The sequence below is a fragment of the Streptomyces sp. WM6386 genome, from assembly GCF_000972385.1.
GTDB lineage: Bacteria > Actinomycetota > Actinomycetes > Streptomycetales > Streptomycetaceae > Streptomyces.
In genome coordinates this window covers 1-17,406 of the sequence record NZ_JXTE01000078.1, presented here as the reverse complement: position 1 = coordinate 17,406, position 17,406 = coordinate 1, and the positions used below count along the sequence as shown (strand labels likewise).

The 17,406-nt window shown below is 71.0% G+C and carries 17 protein-coding genes and 2 pseudogenes; 8 read left to right on the top strand and 11 right to left on the bottom strand.

The features are described from left to right. Nucleotides 1–223: 223 nt before the first annotated feature. Nucleotides 224–2,155 (top strand): ABC transporter ATP-binding protein, encoded by a 1,932-nt coding sequence (locus tag TN53_RS34350; RefSeq protein WP_046262701.1) that lies wholly within the window; start codon nucleotides 224–226, stop codon nucleotides 2,153–2,155. A gap of 3 nt (nucleotides 2,156–2,158) precedes the next feature. On the opposite strand, the gene TN53_RS34345 is transcribed toward TN53_RS34350, so the two are convergent. From TN53_RS34345 to TN53_RS34320, 6 genes and pseudogenes are all read right to left on the bottom strand, one after another. Beyond that, a complete protein-coding gene (locus TN53_RS34345; protein ID WP_046262700.1) occupies nucleotides 2,159–2,341 on the bottom strand; it encodes a hypothetical protein in 183 nt (60 codons plus the stop codon). Nucleotides 2,342–2,522: 181 nt separating this feature from the next. Then, nucleotides 2,523–2,739: pseudogene (locus tag TN53_RS34340) on the bottom strand (DUF899 family protein); the annotation flags it as partial. 88 nt (nucleotides 2,740–2,827) lie between these two features. Next, nucleotides 2,828–4,174, bottom strand: a complete 1,347-nt coding sequence (locus TN53_RS34335; protein ID WP_046262699.1) for an amidohydrolase — start codon at nucleotides 4,172–4,174, stop codon at nucleotides 2,828–2,830. A gap of 152 nt (nucleotides 4,175–4,326) precedes the next feature. Further along, nucleotides 4,327–6,207 carry an FUSC family protein gene (locus tag TN53_RS34330; protein WP_046262698.1) on the bottom strand — a complete coding sequence of 627 codons (1,881 nt, stop codon included), beginning with the start codon at nucleotides 6,205–6,207 and terminating at the stop codon, nucleotides 4,327–4,329. A 519-nt stretch (nucleotides 6,208–6,726) separates the two neighbouring features. After that, the gene (locus TN53_RS34325; RefSeq protein WP_046262697.1) at nucleotides 6,727–7,458 is read right to left on the bottom strand and encodes a hypothetical protein; all 732 of its coding nucleotides are present in this window, start codon (nucleotides 7,456–7,458) and stop codon (nucleotides 6,727–6,729) included. Nucleotides 7,459–7,499: 41 nt separating this feature from the next. Then, nucleotides 7,500–8,321 carry a nucleotidyltransferase domain-containing protein gene (locus tag TN53_RS34320; RefSeq protein ID WP_046262696.1) on the bottom strand — a complete coding sequence of 274 codons (822 nt, stop codon included), beginning with the start codon at nucleotides 8,319–8,321 and terminating at the stop codon, nucleotides 7,500–7,502. Nucleotides 8,322–8,441: 120 nt separating this feature from the next. Here TN53_RS34320 and TN53_RS34315 point away from each other — a divergent pair, with 120 nt between their 5' ends. Both TN53_RS34315 and TN53_RS34310 read left to right on the top strand, forming a co-directional pair. Next, nucleotides 8,442–9,053 carry a hypothetical protein gene (locus TN53_RS34315; protein ID WP_046262695.1) on the top strand — a complete coding sequence of 204 codons (612 nt, stop codon included), beginning with the start codon at nucleotides 8,442–8,444 and terminating at the stop codon, nucleotides 9,051–9,053. Nucleotides 9,054–9,164: 111 nt separating this feature from the next. After that, nucleotides 9,165–9,872, top strand: a complete 708-nt coding sequence (locus TN53_RS34310; RefSeq protein ID WP_234441770.1) for a hypothetical protein — start codon at nucleotides 9,165–9,167, stop codon at nucleotides 9,870–9,872. A gap of 15 nt (nucleotides 9,873–9,887) precedes the next feature. Here the strand turns inward: TN53_RS34310 and TN53_RS34305 are convergent, their stop codons facing one another. Then, nucleotides 9,888–10,271: a hypothetical protein gene (locus tag TN53_RS34305; protein WP_046262694.1), complete on the bottom strand. Its 384-nt coding sequence runs from the start codon at nucleotides 10,269–10,271 to the stop codon at nucleotides 9,888–9,890. A gap of 248 nt (nucleotides 10,272–10,519) precedes the next feature. Between TN53_RS34305 and TN53_RS34300 the strand changes: the two genes are divergently transcribed. From TN53_RS34300 to TN53_RS34290, 3 genes are all read left to right on the top strand, one after another. Continuing rightward, nucleotides 10,520–10,816: a hypothetical protein gene (locus TN53_RS34300; protein WP_046262693.1), complete on the top strand. Its 297-nt coding sequence runs from the start codon at nucleotides 10,520–10,522 to the stop codon at nucleotides 10,814–10,816. Nucleotides 10,817–10,897: 81 nt separating this feature from the next. Continuing rightward, complete coding sequence (locus TN53_RS34295; RefSeq protein WP_046262692.1) at nucleotides 10,898–11,296, top strand: RidA family protein; 399 nt, start codon at nucleotides 10,898–10,900, stop codon at nucleotides 11,294–11,296. Nucleotides 11,297–11,367: 71 nt separating this feature from the next. Further along, the gene (locus TN53_RS34290; protein WP_046262691.1) at nucleotides 11,368–11,826 is read left to right on the top strand and encodes a GNAT family N-acetyltransferase; all 459 of its coding nucleotides are present in this window, start codon (nucleotides 11,368–11,370) and stop codon (nucleotides 11,824–11,826) included. Between the two features lie 157 nt (nucleotides 11,827–11,983). Here TN53_RS34290 and TN53_RS34285 read toward each other — a convergent pair whose 3' ends face one another. Further along, a complete protein-coding gene (locus TN53_RS34285; RefSeq protein ID WP_046262690.1) occupies nucleotides 11,984–12,703 on the bottom strand; it encodes an aspartate/glutamate racemase family protein in 720 nt (239 codons plus the stop codon). Nucleotides 12,704–12,708: 5 nt separating this feature from the next. After that, nucleotides 12,709–14,169 (bottom strand): NCS1 family nucleobase:cation symporter-1, encoded by a 1,461-nt coding sequence (locus tag TN53_RS34280; RefSeq protein ID WP_046262689.1) that lies wholly within the window; start codon nucleotides 14,167–14,169, stop codon nucleotides 12,709–12,711. A gap of 158 nt (nucleotides 14,170–14,327) precedes the next feature. On the opposite strand from TN53_RS34280, the gene TN53_RS34275 reads away from it, so the two are divergent. Next, entirely contained in the window at nucleotides 14,328–14,996 is a 669-nt protein-coding gene (locus TN53_RS34275) for a GntR family transcriptional regulator (RefSeq protein WP_046262688.1), read from the top strand. 20 nt (nucleotides 14,997–15,016) lie between these two features. On the opposite strand, the gene pip is transcribed toward TN53_RS34275, so the two are convergent. After that, nucleotides 15,017–15,988, bottom strand: a complete 972-nt coding sequence (pip, locus tag TN53_RS34270; protein ID WP_046262687.1) for a prolyl aminopeptidase — start codon at nucleotides 15,986–15,988, stop codon at nucleotides 15,017–15,019. Between the two features lie 37 nt (nucleotides 15,989–16,025). Beyond that, nucleotides 16,026–16,680: pseudogene (locus tag TN53_RS34265) on the bottom strand (uracil-DNA glycosylase). A gap of 126 nt (nucleotides 16,681–16,806) precedes the next feature. Between TN53_RS34265 and TN53_RS34260 the strand changes: the two are divergent. After that, on the top strand, nucleotides 16,807–17,406 hold a 600-nt coding region (locus tag TN53_RS34260; protein WP_234441769.1), incomplete at its 3' end, for an RNA-binding S4 domain-containing protein.

Here is a 17,406-nt window from a genome sequence, read left to right as displayed (position 1 = left end):
TCCTGCGCCGGGTCCGCCGCGAGGCGCGACCGTACATCGGGGCGCGGACCTCGGCGGTGGGGATCCGAGGCGCAAGCCCCACCTGAGCGGGCCTAGCCGCGAACCCCGGCCGGCCGCCCCCACGGCGTACGCCCGCGCGTCTCCGCACATTCGTCTGCGCCCTGCCCCTGGCATTCCCCTCCCGCGATAGTGGCCCTCCGTCCACGAGCGGGGGAGGTCGACGGTGAGGAAGAAACGGGACGTCAGGGAGCCTGAGCTGTCCGAGTCGGAGCGGCTGCTCTTCGGCGGGCCCCTGCGGTACGACACGGGCTGGAACAGTCACTCCGACGCACGGCTGCAGCTGAGCTTCCGGGCCATGGTGCGCCAGCTGCCGGCGCTGCTCGCGCTCAGTTTCCGGCTGGCCCGGCAGGCGGACCGCAAGGCCGCGCGGGTCGTGCTCGGCGCCGAGGCGGGCCGGGGTCTGGCGCAGGCGGTGAGTCTGCTGGCCGTGAACAGCGTGCTGGGCCGGCTGATGGGCGGCGGATCGATCGAGGAGCGGCTGCACGGTGCCGTTCCCGCCCTCGTCGCCATGGCCTGCGTCATGCTGGTCTCCGCGCTGCTGCGGGCCGCGTCCACGTATGCCACCGGCCGCCTTGAGCCCAAGGTCGAGCGGGTCGCCACCGAGCGCTATCTGGAGCGGGCCGCGGCCGTGGAGCTCGCCGCCATCGAGGACCACGCCTTCCACAAGCTGCTGGACACCGCCCAGTACGGCGCCACCTCCGCCCGCCGCATGATCGCCTACGCCACCCGGGTCATGAACGCGGCGATCTCCCTGATCGCGGCCGCCGGCGTCCTGACGGTGCTGCACCCCGCCCTGCTCCCGCTGCTCGTGACGATGACCCTGCCCAGCGCCTGGAGCGCCCTGACCGTCGCGCGCCGCCGGTACGAGTCCTTCCACACCTGGGTGCAGCACGCCCGGGCCGGCCACCTCCTCAGCGGTCTGCTCACCGAGCCGGAGTCCGCGCCGGAGATCCGTCTGCACGGCGTCGGACCCTTCCTGCTCCACCACTACCGTGCGATGTCGGAGGTCGCGGAGGCGGAGCAGGCCCGACTGGCCCGGCTCGCGGCCCGTACGGGACTCATCGCGGCGTCCTGGACCGGGATCGCGACGGTGGCGACGTACGCGACACTCGGCGGTCTGCTGCTCGCCGGGGCCATGGCACTCTCCGTCGCGGGCACGGCCGTCATCGCGATCCGCTCCGGCTCGTCCAGCCTAGACAGTCTCGTACTGGAGTTGAACCAGCTCCACCAGGAGGCCCTGTTCGTGGGCGATCTTCAGCGGCTGTACGTCGAGGCGGAGAAGCGGGCGATCCCGGTCGGTGGGGAGGAGCTGCCCGAGGATCCTCAGGAGATCCGCTTCGAGAACGTCACCTTCAGCTATCCGGGCGAGTCCACCCGGCCCGCCCTCGACGACGTCACCCTCACTCTCCCCCTCGGCCGGATCGTCGCGCTCGTCGGAGAGAACGGCTCCGGCAAGACGACCCTCGTGAAGCTGCTCTCCGGTCTCTACACACCCGAACGGGGCCGGATCCTGTGGGACGGCGTGGACGCGGCCGGTGCGGACCGGCGACTGCTCGCCGAGCGGATCGCGATGGTGGCGCAGGACTTCAAGAGGTGGCCGTTCACGGCCAGGGTCAATGTGGCGGTGGGCCGCTCGGCCGCGCCGCTGACCGAGGAGCGGCTGGCCGACGCGGTCGCCGAGGCCGGGGCCCAGGAGGTGGTGGCCGATCTGCCGCGCGGCCTGGACACGCTGCTGGCCCGCCACTTCAGCGGCGGGCACGAGCTGTCGGGCGGGCAGTGGCAGCGCCTCGGCATCGCCCGGGCCGCGTACCGCCGCGGCCGCATCCTGATCGTGGACGAGCCGACGGCGGCCCTGGACGCCCGGGCCGAGCTGGAGGTCTTCGAGAAGATCCGCGCTCTGGCGGGCACGGGACAGACGGTGGTCCTGATCACCCACCGGCTGGCGTCCGTGCGCCACGCGGACCTGGTGCACGTCCTGGAGCAGGGCCGGCTCGTGGAGTCCGGCACACCGGAGGAACTACTGGCCACGGGCGGGGTCTACGCGGAGCTGTACTCGCTCCAGGCGGACCAGTTCACCGCGCCGAGGGCAAGCTGACGCTCATGCCACGGCGGTGGCCTCGCCGCCCCGCACGATCACCAGGAACGCGTCCGTCGCGAGGTCCATCACGACCTCGGCGGGCAGTCCCTCAAGTCGTCGCGCGTGCGCGAACTCCTCCGCCGGCCACGAGCCTCGCGGCCCACCTGCGGGAAAGCACTCGAGCACGGTCCGCCCGTTCACCATCCTGCACCTCCGATAAAGCGTCGTTCCTGTAGGAGTTAACGCTCTGGAGGGCTGGAACGGCTCGGTGAGTTGCGGGACTGAGACGTAGCTGACACGCGTTCACCGCGCAGCGTGAGAATCCGGTTACCGAACGGTCACTTCCACTACCGTTCGTGTCAATCCTCGTACTCATCGTGATACCGAATGCGCTCAGTTGGTCCCGGCCCTCGAACAGATCGAGCAGCGTGGCCTTCCCGTCACCACCCTCGAAGACGTACTCCGCGTCGATCTCCACCATCGGCAGCCCGCGCCGCTCGGCGTTGAGAGCGTCACGCGCGCGTGGCCGCCTTCTCCTTGACCAGCAATTCCCTGCGCGCCGCGCGCCACTGCTCACGCGAGACGGTCTCCGGAAGCGACATGGCTCCTCCTGCTGCGACGGTCCGTTCCGAGTGCTGCCGGAGGCGGAGGCGGAACTCATCGCCGTATCGGAAGTTTTCTCCGTGTCTTCTACGTGTCGTAGTCCTGGATGCGCTTTCCGTGGCTGCGGTCGAGGAGGGCGGGCATCCGCTGCCCCAGCTCCCGGACGACTTCGGCCACATCGACGGTCAGCAGCTCGCGGTCGCGCATCAGGATCCGGCCGTCGACGATCGTCGTGCGGACGTCGTGGGAGCGGGCGCTGTGCACGAGGGTGGCGGCGAGGTCGTGGACGGGCTGGGTGTGCGGGCCGGTGAGGTCGACGAGGACGATGTCGGCGCGGCGGCCGGGGGCGAGGGTGCCGAGCGTGTCGCCGAGTCCGACCGCGCGGGCGCTCTGGAGCGTGGCGTGGTGCAGGGCCTGGCGGGAGGTCAGCCACCGCGGGTCGCCGGTCGTGGACTTCTGGATGAGGGCGGTGAGCGCCATCGACTCCCATACGTCGAGGGAGTTGTTGGAGGCGGCGCCGTCCGTGGCGAGTCCGACGGGGATACCGAGGTCGTGCAGGGCGCGTACCGGGGTGGTGGTGGGCCAGGCGAACTTGAGGTAGCCGCGGGGTGCGGTGGCGACGGCGACGCGGCCGGAGGCGCCGGCGAGAACGGGCAGGTCGCGGTCGAGGATGCCGGTGCCGTGGGCGATCAGGACGTCGGCGTCGAGGATGCCGGTGCGCGCCAGGACCTCGATGGGGGTGACACCATGGCGTTCGAGGCTGGTCTCCGCCTGATCGCGGTTCTCGGAGGCGTGGAGGTGGACGGGCAGTCCGTGCTCGCGGGCGAGTTCGGCGGTGGCGGTGAGGTCGTCGTCGTCGACGGTGTAGGGGGCGTGCGGGGCGAGGGCGGTGGTGATGCGGCCACCGGCGGCGCCTCGGTGCCGCAGCGCGAACTCCAGTGACTTCTCCCGCCCTTGGGGACCTTGGGAGGAGAAGTAGGCCTCGCCGAGATGAGCGCGCATCCCGCACTCCTCGACGACGGACGCGACGGCGTCCATCGAGAAGTAGTGGTCGGCGAAGCAGGTGACACCGGCACGGATCATCTCGGCGCAGGCGAGCCGCGCACCCAACTCCACGTCCTTCGCCGTGAGGTTGGACTCGATCGGCCAGACGACGTCGTTGAACCACTCCTCCGTGGGCAGGTCCTCGGCGACGCCGCGCAGGGCGACCATCGGGGCGTGGGTGTGGCAGTTGACGAGTCCGGGGAGGGCGACTTGTCCACGGGCATCGAGGTGTTCGGCGGCGGGCGGGCTCTCGGGGGACGTCGTGACGGACTCGATGACTCCGTCTCGTACGACGATCGTGGCGTTCTCCTCGAAGCCGATGCGCTCCTGAGCGTCGTGCACGAGAACGGTGCATCCGGTGATGACGAGGTCGGCGGGAGAGTCGGTCATCACGCCAACGTACGACGGGGTCCTCGCGCCGCGTGAGCCGAACCGCGCATCCTGTTCCGACGCTGTCGTGAGGTCGGCCGGAGGAGCACCCTGGCGCATGGTCGTCGTGGGGCGGGTTCGACGTCGGCGGGTGCGGGTCGCCCGGCCCGGCGCTATACGGCCAGGGGCAGTTCGGGCAGGCGAAGTCCCACCCGTTCGCCGTCCTCGGCCAGTTCGCCCAGCAGTTCGGTGAGGCGTTCGGTGTGGTGCGGGGTGAGGCGGCCCGAGTCGTCGAGGTGGACGGCGCAGGCGGTGGTCGTGTCGACGAGGCGTTCGAGGGTGGCCACGATGCCGTCCGCGCCTTCCGAGTGCCGGGCGAGGGCAGGGAGTTCGGCGGCGGCGAGGGCTATGGCGGTACGGGCCTCGGCGAGCGTGCGGTAGGCCTCTCGGCGGAGAGTCCAGCGCAGGGCGCGGGGGTCGGAGTCGCCCCGCGGGTCGATGTCGGCCTCGCGCAGCACGTGGTCGAGGTACGCCTGGGCCGCGCCGCTCGCCGCCGTGAGTCGGGCGCGCACCGTCCCACCGCGCTGTCCCGGCATCGGGAGGTGGCCGACGAGGAGGACGATCGCGCAGGCCAGCAGGGTCTCGCCGATCCGCCCCGCGGAGGCCTGCGGTTCGCCGCCGACCATGACCAGGGCCAGGACGAGGACGGTGACGACGGCGGTCTGGGCGGCGAAGTGGCGGGTGGCGACCGGGATGAGGGCTCCGCTGACGGCGACGAGCGCGATGAGCCCCTCCGGCCTGGGCAGCACCGCGGCGAACCCGGCGAAGACGAGCGCACCGAGCACGGTCCCCGCGGCCCTGCACAGCACCCGGGACGCGAGCGGTCCGAGGTCGGGCTTGACGAGGAAGACCGCGGTGGCGGGCAGCCAGTACCAGTGCTCGTGCTGCCCGTACCACCGGGCGTGGTGCAGGGCCTGCGCGACGGCCGCGCTGGCCCCGAAGCACAGGGCGACCCGCAGCCCGTACTCGCGCCCACCGGCCCCGAAGACGGCCCTCAGCAGGTCCTTTCCGGTACGCCGACGGGTGGGCAGGTCGCTCCCCTCGGCCTGGTCGAAGGCCTCGGCGGCGCGCAGGAGGGCGTCGTCGAGGGCCCGCAGGGCGGGCGCGGAACGGGTGGGCGCGGGCAGCGGCCCGGTGTGCGTGTTCTCGCGTACGGCGGTGGCGAGCCGTCGGGGTCCCGCGGACGCCCGCCCGGAGCCGGCCTCCCCCGCCCACGCGAGCGCGGTCGCGGCCTCGGCGAGCGGCAGCGCGGCGGCGTACTGCGCGTGCAGCCGCCGCTCGGCGGAGGAACTGGCGTACCGGCGCAGCCGCGGTCCGGCGAAGGCGTCCTGCGCATGGTCGAGAGCGGCGGTGAGCGCGACGCGCCGGGTGGTGGCGTGCGAGGTTCCGACGGCGTCGAGCAGCTCTGCGACGGCGTCGTAGACCGCCGCCACGGCCTCCCGCTCGCCGTCGAACCGGAAGTCCCCGGCGAGGGAACCGGGCGTCGGCAGCGCGAGCCGCAGCCCGAGCAGCCAGCCGGCCCCCACGAGATAGGCGAGGGCGCGCTGCCACCCCTCTTCCGGCAACGGCATCCCGGCGCCGATGGCGCACGCGACGAGCAACTGCGTACCCGCTCCGGAGGCGACGGGTCCGATGGCGCTCACACCGCCCGCGACGAGCCCGACGCCGGTGAGGAGCAGGCTGAGCGCCACGGCCCCGAGATGATCACCGGCGTACGTCCCGGCGAACAGCCCGACCGCTCCGGCCAGGGCCGGCATACCGAGCCGCTTGACGGAGGTCCGTCGGCTGCCGGGGCGGTCGTTGATGCCGGCGAGCATGGCGGCGATGGCGGCGACGACACCGAGCGAGGTACGGCCGGCGAGCACGGCGGCGAGGAGGAGCGGCCCGGCGGACAGCGCGCCCCGCGTGACGGCACTCCAGGGCACGGGGCCGCGCTGGGCGCGCAGGGTGTGGTCGAGCCAGGGCGGAAGGGATCGCAGGGTGGCGCGGGACACAGGGCTCCTGTCGGCTGGTCGAGGGCGGGGGCTGCCTTCGGGCGACGGTGGCCGGGCTGTCGGTGTCCACGGTAGATCGCGTTCTTGGAGAGGATGGGGCCGTCGTATTTCGGGGATGTGACGGTTGGCCGGAGAGGCGAGTTCTTTATGAACGCAACTCCCAGAAAGAGGAGCGGGCCCGAGGGCGTAGCCTGCCCCCGGGCCCTGGGAATGCCGTCCATTTCGCACGCCGGCACACTTGAGAGCCCAGATCAGTCGTAATGTCGTCGCGTCCTGCCTTTGGACCACCGCACATCGAGCTGTGCGGACTGGACTTGAACCAGCATCTCGACGCCCTAAGCCTGGGCCCGGTCGATCCGGCGATCGACGGCGAATACTGAGTCTGGAGCAAGAGTCTGAGATTGATGACGGTCGGTCCTACGTTCTTTGGCGGATACGACCGTTCAGTCACGACAAGCTTCAGCTTCAGCTTGCGCTCCTCGCGCACCCCGGCCGCAAAGGACCGGGGATTCTCTGAGATTACCCGAAGAGGTAACCGAACACGGCGTCCCCGACCCGCTCGTCGACGACGTCCACGCCGTTCGCCTCTTCCCGGGCGAACTTCACGGCCTGCTGCAACTTCTCGACCCGGTCGAGGAGTTCATTGACGCGCCGGGCCGGAAGCGCACCGGAGAACTTCACGGTGGTCCAGTATCCGATCGGGATGTCCTCGTAATAGACCTCGACCTGAGCGGGATGCTTCTCGGTCGCCTCGGCCTTCACATGGTTGCGGGGCACTTTCTTCGTACGGAGGGTCCTCACCGGCTCGGTCTTCCAGGAGTCCGTGGACGGGTCCTGCACCCACCCCTCGGAGGCGTCGAGCACGGGGAGCTTCCGGACGAACGTGTTGAGGTCGACGAGCTGCTTCTCCAGAAACAGCAGATACGACACCGGCACATCGGCGACGAGCACTCGCCCGTCCACCTTCACATCCGCGCGCGCGGCGCAGTTGGCCCAGTCCTTCGTGGCGGTCACATCGAACAGCCGCGTCAGCGTCGCCGCGGTCTCCCGCAGCACGTCCTCCGCCTTCACCTGCACCCGGGTCGACTCGGGCGGCAACTGCTCGCCCTCCTCGTCCTTGGGCTGGTAGGTACGCGAGATACCGGCCAGCAACGCGGGCTTCTGCAGCCCATGGTGAGCTGCCGTCAGGTCCTGGTGCGCCTTGGACTTGACGCCCTTCTCGACTGCGATGATCTGATTGAGTTTCGCCACGTCAGGGACGTTACCAGCGACAACGGCCGTATTTCGAAAGGTTATTCGTCGGCGGGGTCGCCAGGAACGGGCGCCTGGGCGTCCGCTTGCCGTTGCCCACCGGCCTGCTCGAAGAGCGCCTGAGCGTGATCGGTCGCCTGGTTCAGCGCGCCCGGATCCTTTCCCGTGGACAGTGCAGCGACGACACCGTCCACTGCCCGCAACCCCGCCCGCTCCAACAACCGCTTCTCATTGGTCACCCACTCCCCCCGCCCCGCCAACACCCCGTGCGCCGCCTGCATGGCGGCCGTGGCGATCGCGCCGGCGAGTTCGGTGACGCGGCCGGACGGGGCGTGGGCGGACTTGGCGTAGGCGAGGGTGGCTCGGGCGGTGCCGTGCCAGCGCTCGGAGGCGGAGGCCCTCAGTTTGTCGGGATACGAGACGGGCTTCGGCAGTTCACCCCGCAGCACCTGGTTGATGGCCAGCTCCGCCACCACCAGGTAACTGGGAATCCCCGCGAGATGGAACATCAGCGGCTCCACCCGGAAGCGCCCGGCCTGCGCCTGCGCCAACTCGTACTCCACGACGTCGAGATCGCGGTAGTGCACATCGACCCGCCGTCCGTCGACGGTCAGCCACGCGCCCCCGTTGAAGACGCCGCCACCCCAGCCGCCCACCTCCGACACCTCGCCCTCCCAGCCGAGGGCCCGGAGGTCGGCGGGGTCGAAGGGGCCGCGGTAGTAGACGGCGAGGTCCCAGTCGCTGTCCGGCCGGTTCGTGCCCTGGGCCCGCGAGCCGCCGAGAGCTACGGCGTGGACGGTGGGAAGGGCGGCGAGGCGGTCGGCGGTGGCGTCGAGGAAGACGGGGTCGGGGAGAGTGGGCATGGATTGCAGCGTAGGTGGGCGGGTGACGTGGCTCCACGCAATTGCGCACCCTCACACAGACGGCCGAAGCAGCCCTGCCCGACTGCGACTTGCCCTACTGTGGTTGCGGGGAGGGTGATCATGGGAATCAGACAGCGCAAGCGGCGTCGACCGAGCGGACCGTCGCAGATCACGGCCAGGCTGGCGATCCCGTTCGTCGGCGACATCACGGGCACGTGGGAACCGGCCGACGCGGAGCGCAGTGCGGCCTGGGAGTTGTACCTGGAGCTCGTCACACGCGTGTCGGTCGAGGAGCTCGACCCCGAGGAGGGCTTCCTGCGGGAGGCGCTGTCGTCCCTGTACACGTTCTTCAACACCACCCGCGAGATCCTGCGCCGCTACGGCCCCGAGGTCGCCCCTCCACTGGCCCCCGGGCACGTCAGCTTCGGCGTCCTCGCCGTCACGGTTCTCAACCGCGTGCTGCGGCCCCTGCTCTCGTCGTGGCATCCGCGCCTGACGGCGTACGAGTCCCAGCGCCCGGAAGGAGTGGACCCGGTGGCGTGGGAACGGCAGTGGGAACACGCGGACGCGCTGCGTGCACGGATCGCCGAGGTACGCGTGACCCTCGCCTCGCTGGCGGAGAACCTGCGGGAGGTGGCGGACGTCAGCGACCTGGTCAACCTGCCGACACCACGCTCGCCGGGAAGCACGGCACCTGCGGGCCGGGTGAGCCCGGAGGGCGCCCAGAGCTGAAGCGGGCCCAGCCCGTCGGCAGGGCAGGCTTATCCGTCGTCCTCGGCCCATTGTCAGTGGCACGCGTTATCAATGAACTCGTCACTCAGCGTAACGACGGGGAAGTTTGCGATGACGCACGACGAGGCATGCCGACAGGACGACCAGGCACCCGCTCAGCAGAACCCGCAGGACGGCACCGACGCCCCACCGCGCAACACCCACCTCTCCACGGCCGGCCTGCGCGCCCGCGGCTGGACCGCCAGGATGGTGCGACAGCTGCTCGGCGAGCCCGATCTACTCCGGGCCAACCCGTATTTCCGGACGGCTCCGCAGACCCGCCTCTACCGCGTCGAGCGGGTCGAGGCGGTGGAGGCGAGCGAGGAGTTCAGGGCGGTGTCGGCGGCATCCGTCCGTCGATCCGTCGCGGCGAAGGCCGCCGCGCAGCGCAGGCGGCGGGAAGTGCTGGCGCGCATCGCCGCGGAGCCCGTCGACGTGCCGCGACTGCCTCCCGACCGGCTTTCGGCAGTGGCCGTCGCGCATCGAAACAGCCGTGACGAAGAACGGTCGTACGAGCGTTGGGGCCACGCACCCAGTCCCGCCACGGTCGAGAGCGCCGAACCCCAAGCGCTCGCCCGGTGGAAGGTCAACTATCTGCGTCACCGGCTGACACGCTACGACGAGCTGCTCGACGGACTGTACGCAAGCACCGGCCGGGCGGCAGCGGAGGAGTTGCTACGACGGAGGGTCTACGCCGCCATCTCCGAGGCGTACCCGGACCTTGCGCGGGAGTGCGAACGGCAGCTGCGCGACCGGGAGTTCGGCCCACCTGAGGTATGACGCGCGAGGCATCCGTCACGCCTCCCACAGATCGCGATGCCGATGGCGGGTCGGCGGATGATCCAGATCCTCGGCCCACAGCAGCAGCGCACCTTCAGGCGCCGCACGCAGATGCCGTCGGGCGGAGGTACGGAAGACGTGGAGGGCAGCCCTGGCCCGGCGTTCGTAGGGGCTGTACCGACGTTCGTTCACGGCGCGGGAGTACGTGTACGAGGTGAAGGTCCGTCTGGCGCGCCTCGGCACAGGGCGGCGACCCTCGCGCTCGGCACGGACCAACTCCTCGCCGGAATAGCGGAGTTCGGTGACGGTATGGCCCGCCCAGGGGCCGTGCAGGCCGAGCGGCCAGCGTGCGGGCAGGGTGCGGTGACGGTTGGGGACATGGTGGACGGTGCGTGACATGGCAGACCTTCCGCGGCCCACCGGAGTGTCCGGTGGGGCGCTAGAAGTCCGCCGCCGTGAAACGTCCCAGGTGCTTGTCGCGCATGGCGGGAGCCTGGCACTCGCGGGCCGCGCTGTCGAGCGGTTATCCACAGGCGGCGTCCGTCGCGGGCGGTTGTCAGTGGGATGCGCTTCAATGGGAGATGTCGTCACAGAGAGTTACTAGTGGCCACGGCCGGGGGCCGTGGTGTGTCGCGGGGGAGGCAGCGATGGTGATGGGTCGTGGGGAGCACGAGGAGGGCGGGCGGCGGTATGTCTCGCTCATCGGCCTGGGCCTGCGGGTGCGGAGATGGGCGGCCGGGGGCATGGTGCACCGGCAGCTCGGGCCGCCGGACCGGCTGGGCGTCGATCCGCGCGTCCGGGCAGCGCTCCCGGTACGTCTGCACCGGCTCGAGCGCGTCGAGGCGGCCGAGCAGCGCCATGAGTTCCGGTCCGTCCTGGCGAGGAGAGCGGGGCCCGACCGGGGGAAGGGGCTCGCGGGCATCGCAGAGAGGGGAGGTTGCTGAGGCGGAAATTCGGATGCGGCCCTGGAACAGGGCTTGGATGATCGCGAAGTCGGCCGTCCTCCGCCCACTGTTGGAGCCCTCGTGATCCGTCGCGTCACCGTCCCCGCTCTCTTCCCGCCGCCCACCTACTCCCACGCCTCCGTCGTGGAGGCAGGCACGAAGCTCGCGTTTCTCGCCGGTTCCGTGCCGCTCGACGCCGAGGGCAGCATCGTCGGCGAAGGGGACCCGGTGCGGCAGGCCGAGCAGGTGATGGCGAACCTCCAGGAGCAACTGCGGGCGATCGGCAGCGACCTGGCGCACGTCCTGCACACCGACGTGTATGTCGTGAGCGGGGAGACCTCGGTGCTCTCCGCCGTCTGGGAGGTCGTGGAGGCGTCCGGCCTCAGCACCGGGCCCCACTCATCGACGCTGCTCGGGGTGGCCTGCCTCGGGTACACGGGACAGCTGGTGGAGATCACGGCGACAGCTGTCGTCCCGTAAGGCCTGTCCGGCACGTCATGACCGGGAAATGCGGTGCGGTGGCTGCCGGCGCCCTGGCAGGATCCCGTCGCGTGACCTCATACGACTCCACGATCACCCTGCGGCGGGCGACCGCCCCCGACGCCGCAGCAGCAGCCGACGTCTGGCTGCGCTCCTTCGCCGCCGCGCTGCCGACCGTCGTCCGGCCTCGGTCCGACGACGAGGTGCGGGACTACTTCCGGGAGGTGGTCGTACCGCTGCGGGAGACCTGGGTGGCGGACTCGGACGGGGTCGTGGGGGTGATGGTGCTGAACGGCGAGCTCCTGTCCCAGCTCTATATCGCCCCCGACTGGCGTGGGCGCGGCATCGGCGACCGGTTCGTCGAGCTGGCCAAGGAGCGCAGTCCGCGAGGCCTGCACCTGTGGACCTTCCAGGTCAACAACCCCGCCCACCGCTTCTACGAACGGCACGGCTTCGTCGCCGTCGAACACACGGACGGCAGCGGGAACGAGGAGCGGGAGCCGGACGTGCGGTACGTCTGGCAGCCGTAGGACACGGGTGGCTTCAGTGGCCGCCGTTGTGGGCCGGCTCCCCTGCGTACGACCGCCCACCAGCGGCCCGCCGGTGGGCCGCGCCTGCCCGACCGGACGCGGCACCGGACAGGTCGACCTCAGGATCACCCGGGCGGAGGCCACCTCGCCGCCCCGGTCATCCCGCCCCCCTCCCCCAGACCCGGCCCTTGGGCAGCGGCCCCGCATAACCTCCCGCCTTGCTGGTCCGCAGGCCCAGGCCCACCAGCGACTCCGCCAGCTTCACCGCCGCGCCCACCCCGTCGACCACCGGCAGGCCCAGCTTCTCCCCGACCACCCGCTGGAGCCCCGTCATCCCGGCGCAGCCCAGCACCAGCACCTCGGCGCCGGCCCGACGGGCCCGTTCGGCGGCGGCGAGGAACGCCGCCTCGGTACGCGCGGCGTCCCCGAGGTCCAGCACGTTCAGTCCCGTGCCGACCACGGCGGCGCAGTTGCGGCCCACGCCCGCCAGTTCCAGGCTGTCCTCGATCTGGCCGCAGGAGCGTTCCAGCGTGGTGACGACCCCGTACCGACGGCCGAGGAGGCAGGCCAGATGAGCCGCCGCCTCCGTGATGTCGACGACCGGGACGTCCACCAGCTCCCGGACGCCTTCGCGCCCGTGCTCGCCGAAGCCGGCCATGACGACGGCGTCGTACGCGGGACCCTCATAGGCCCGCAGGAGGTCGATCACCGCGGCCGCCGAGAGGTAGCTGTCGAGCCAGCCCTCGGCCGACTCGGGCCCCCACTGCGGCGTCAGCCCGGTCACGGCGGTGCCCGGGCCTGCCGCGGCCCGGGCACCTCGTACGATCTCCTCGGTCATCTCCTGCGTGGTGTTGCAGTTGGTGACGACGATCCGCACTCCGCTCAGACCTCCGCCGCCTCGGGAGAGGTTCGCTCGCTCCGGCACAGGAGCGCGTACAGTCCCGCCGCCAGCGCGGTGCCGATGAACCAGGAGTACGGCGCCACATCGCTGAACGTCTTCACCAGGGCCAGGACCGCCGCGACGCCCGCCGCGGGCAGGAACGCCCACAGGGCCTTGAGGTTGACGCCCTTGCGGTAGTAGTAGCGGGAGCCGGGTGTGGCGTCGAACAGTTCGTTCACGTCCACGCGGCCCTTCTTGACCCAGTAGTAGTCGAGCATGATCACGCCGAACAGCGGGCCGAGGAAGGCGCCGAGCCCGCCGAGGAAGTAGTTGACGACCGTCGGGTTGGAGAAGAGGTTCCAGGGGGTCACGAGCAGCGCCGCCACCGTGCTGATCATGCCGCCGATCCTGAAGGTGATCTTCTGCGGCCAGACGTTGGCGAGGTCGTACGCCGGGGAGACGAAGTTGGCGACGATGTTGACGCCCATGGTGGCGATGGCGAAGGTCAGCGCGCCGAGGATCATGACCCAGGTGTTGCCGACCTTGGCCACCAGCTCCGCCGGGTCGGTGATGGCCTCGCCCCACACCTCCAGCGAGCCGGCGGTGACGATGACGGAAACCACCACGAAGGCGGTGGAGTTGATGGGCAGGCCCCAGAAGTTGCCACGCCGCACCGTGCGGTAGTCCGGCGCGAAGCGGGAGAAGTCGCAGAAGTTGAGCATCAGCGTGCCGTACGTGGCGAGGATCAGGCCGATCGCGCCGAACCACTGCCGCCACTGCTCGCCGACCGAGACGGGGTGCGGGGTCGAGGTGAGCGAGATGCTCCAGCCGGCCTTGGCCAGGACCCAGATCGCCAGCGCGATCATCACCAGCCAGATCGCCGGTCCGCAGAAGTCCTGGAACTTGCGCACCGACTCCATGCCCTGGCTGATGATCAGCGCCTGGATGAGCCACAGGGAGAGGAAGGAGACCCAGCCGAGCGCGTCCAGGCCGAGGAAGGAGCTGTGCGTCCAGGACTCCAGGCCCGGCCAGGCGGCCAGCAGCATCACGTTGACCGCGACGGAGGCCAGGTAGGTCTGGATGCCGTACCACATGATGGCGATGACGGCCCTGATCAGCGCCGGGATGTTCGCGCCCCACACGCCGAAGCTGATGCGGCTGATGACGGGGAAGGGCACGCCGTGGCGCTGGCCGATCTTCCCCATCCAGTTCATGCCGATGTAGATGATCACGAAGCCGACGAGCAGGGAGGTGAAGACCTGCCACACGTTCATGCCGAGGACGAGCAGGCCCGCCGCGAACGTGTAGTTGCCCAGGTTGTGGACGTCGGACATCCACATGGCGAAGAGGTCGAAGACCTTCCAGTTCCGCTTGCCGGCGGGCGCGAGGTCTTCGTTGGTGAGCCGGGGGTCGGGGACGAACGCTGGCGCGCCGGTGGCTTCGGCGTGGTCGGCGAGGGACACGTGGCCTCCAGGGACGGGGAGGGAGGAGGGGCGGCGGTAGCCTGGCAGCAGTTTTGGTATACCAAACTGCGGTCATAGTCCTCCCGTCAAGCGTTCCGACCGATGTCGTGTTCGTTAACGCTCCGTAAAACACCTCCGGAGTCGGCGAAGATTGCTCCATGAGCTCCACGACGAAGATCGAACCCCTGGGCGCCGTCCGTGAGCGTGTCCTGGTCACACTGCGGCAGGAGATCATCGAGGGGCATCTGCGGCCGGGCGACAGACTGGTCGAGCGGGAGCTGGCGGAGCGCTTCGGAGTCTCCCGGGTGCCGGTCCGCGAGGCGATCCGGGCACTGGTGACCGAGGGCTTCGTCCACTTCGAGACGCCCCGCCGTACGGTCGTACGACGGCTGACCCCGAAGGACGTCAAGGAACTCTTCGAGCTGCGCGAGGCGTTGGAGGTGTACGCCGCCGCCCTGGCCGCGGCCCGCGCGACTCCGCAGGATCTGGCCGAGGTCGAGCAGCTCCTCGACCAGGCGGCCATCGCGACCGAGGCGGGCGACGCGGAGACGATCACGGACATCAACAGCCGGCTGCACGACCGGATCGTGGCGATGGCCGGGAACAGCCTGCTGATAGAGGCGCTCGAACCGGTTGCGGGCCGGCTGCGCTGGATGACCCGACGCAACGAGGAATGGCCCCAACTCCTCGTCGAGCACCGGGAGTTGTACGAGGCGATTTCGTCCGGCGACCCGGAGCGGGCCCGCGCGCACGCGCTCGCCCACGTACGGACCAACTACGAGTCGACGGTCCGCCAGCTGTTCGGCGAGGACGCCGAACTCACCTAGCCGAACTCACCCAGCCGAGCTCACCCAGCCGAACTCTTCCACTGACGCGCGTACTTGTCCGTCGCCGCCACCATCGCCTCGGCCACCCCGGGCGCCCCGGCGTTGTGCCCGACCTCGTCGATCACCATCAACTCGCTGCCCGGCCAGGCGTGATGGAGCCGCCAGACGATCCCGGCGAGGTTCCCGAAGTCGAGGCTGCCCTGCACCAGCGTGCCGGGGATGCCCTTCAGCACAGGCGCGTCGCGCAGTACGACCTCGTCCGCGCCCAGGAAGTGACCGTTGCCCCAGTAGTGCGTGACCGTCCGGGCGAAACCCATCCGGAACTCCGGGTCCTCGAAGCGCTCGACCGACCTGGGCGGCGCCGGAATGGTCGCCGTCTCCCAGTCGGTCCAGGCCCGCGCCGCCCGCGTCCGCGCCTCGGGATCGGGCGACTCGACGAGCCGGTTGTAGGCGGCGGCGAGGTTTCCGGACCGTTCGAGGAGGGGCAGCTCGCCGACGAACCGCTCGAACGCGTCCGGAAAGATCTGCCCAAGTCCCCTGGTCAGCAGGGCGACTTCGGCGTCCGACCCAGTCGCGACCCCCGTCAGCACCAGCTCGCTCACGGCCGCCGGATGCGTCTGCGCGTACCGCAGCCCCAGCACCGACCCGAACGACACGCCCCACACCAGCCACCGTTCGATCCCGAGGTGCTGCCTCAGCAGCTCCAGATCGGCGATGAGGTGCGGCATCGTATTGACGCTCATGTCGGTGTCGTACGCGCTCGCGGGCGGCGTCGAACGCCCGGCGCCACGCTGGTCGAGCAGCACGATCCGATACGCGGCCGGGTCGAAGAGCCGCCGGAAGTACGGCCCGCTGCCGGACCCCGGCCCGCCGTGCAGCACCACCGCGGGCTTGCCCCGCGGGTTCCCACAGGTCTCCCAGTGGACGCGGTTGCCGTCACCGACGTCGAGCATGCCGTGGTCGTACGGTTCGATGTCCGGGTAGAGGGGCATCCGGCGACCCTAACTCTCGTACGACCGCCCGGTCCCCTCAATTGATCCCCGCCGCCGAACGCAGCACCTCCCGCAGCATCTCCGGGGTCAGCTTGCCGGTGAAGGTGTTGCGCTGGCTGACGTGGAAGCACCCGAAGAGGTCGATCCCGTCCAGCGGCACCCGCACCCCGTGCCCGAACACGGGCCGCGGCCGGGGCACACCCCACCCCGCCTCCGCCAGCGCGGGCAACGTGGCCTGCCAGCCGAAGGCACCGAGCACGACCACGGACCGCAGGGTCGGCCGCAGCAGCCTCAGCTCCTGGACCAGCCAGGGGCGACAGGTGTCCCGCTCCCCCGGCGTGGGCTTGTTGGCGGGCGGGGCGCAGTGGACGGGCGAGGTGACGCGGACGCCGTGCAGTTCCAGGCCGTCGTCCACGCTCACCGCGGTGGGCTGGGAGGCGAGGCCGACGTCGTAAAGGGCCTGGTACAGCACGTCTCCGGAGCGGTCGCCGGTGAACATACGGCCGGTGCGCGAGGCCGACGATCAGCAGCCGGGCGTCGGGCGGCCCGAAGCCGGGCACCGCCCGGCCCCAGTACGTCTGGTCGGCGAAAGCCGCCCGCTTGGTACGGGCCACCTCCTCACGCCAGTCGACCAGCCGGGGGCAGGCACGGCAGTCCGCGATGCGCCGGTCGAGCTCAGCGAGAGGGTCCACGCCTCAACCGTACGACTGTGTCCAGGCCGCCCCGAGTGCCGACGGCGGCCGCACGAACCGCGCGGGAAGCAGGCTCCCTGGGGAAATCCCGTCGGGTCGGGTGTGCGCGGCGACTATCGTCGGGGCATGGCTGCTGAACGTGCTGATGACGGTGTGGGTGAGGCTGCGGACACGAACCGCCGGGCTCGGACCGCCGTGACGGGAACGGCGTCCGAGGCGCACGGTGGCCGCGCGGTCGGCGCCGAGGGCGCCTCCGGCGATCGCGAGGACGCGGCCGGCGCAGACGCGAAAGCAGCCGTGGCCGTCGATCCGAAGGTCGCCGCCGCGGTGGCCGCCGCCGAGGCCGCCGGTCCGCAGCACGGCGAGACCGTCCGCATCGACAGCTGGATCTGGTCCGTACGCCTGGTCAAGACCCGCTCCGCCGGCGCCACCGCCTGCAAGGGCGGCCATGTACGAGTGAACGGCGACCGGGTCAAGCCGGCCCACTCCCTCCGCGTCGGCGACGAGGTACGCCTGGTGCACGAGGGCCGCGAGCGGATCGTCGTCGTCAAGCGCCTCATCCGCAAGCGGGTCGGCGCCCCGGTCGCCGTCCAGTGCTACGTCGACAACAGCCCCCCGCCCCCGCCCCGCGAGGCCGACGATCAGCAGCCGGGCGTCGGGCGGCCCGAAGCCGGGCACCGCCCGGCCCCAGTACGTCTGGTCGGCGAAAGCCGCCCGCTTGGTACG

Coding starts and splice junctions, on each gene's coding strand:
- TN53_RS34345 (WP_046262700.1), bottom strand. CDS start 2,341: ATGGTGAACGGGCGGACCGTGCTCGAGTGCTTTCCCGCAGGTGGGCCG.
- TN53_RS34335 (WP_046262699.1), bottom strand. CDS start 4,174: ATGACCGACTCTCCCGCCGACCTCGTCATCACCGGATGCACCGTTCTC.
- TN53_RS34320 (WP_046262696.1), bottom strand. CDS start 8,321: ATGCCCACTCTCCCCGACCCCGTCTTCCTCGACGCCACCGCCGACCGC.
- TN53_RS34315 (WP_046262695.1), top strand. CDS start 8,442: ATGGGAATCAGACAGCGCAAGCGGCGTCGACCGAGCGGACCGTCGCAG.
- TN53_RS34310 (WP_234441770.1), top strand. CDS start 9,165: ATGACGCACGACGAGGCATGCCGACAGGACGACCAGGCACCCGCTCAG.
- TN53_RS34305 (WP_046262694.1), bottom strand. CDS start 10,271: ATGTCACGCACCGTCCACCATGTCCCCAACCGTCACCGCACCCTGCCC.
- TN53_RS34300 (WP_046262693.1), top strand. CDS start 10,520: ATGGTGATGGGTCGTGGGGAGCACGAGGAGGGCGGGCGGCGGTATGTC.
- TN53_RS34275 (WP_046262688.1), top strand. CDS start 14,328: ATGAGCTCCACGACGAAGATCGAACCCCTGGGCGCCGTCCGTGAGCGT.
- pip (WP_046262687.1), bottom strand. CDS start 15,988: ATGCCCCTCTACCCGGACATCGAACCGTACGACCACGGCATGCTCGAC.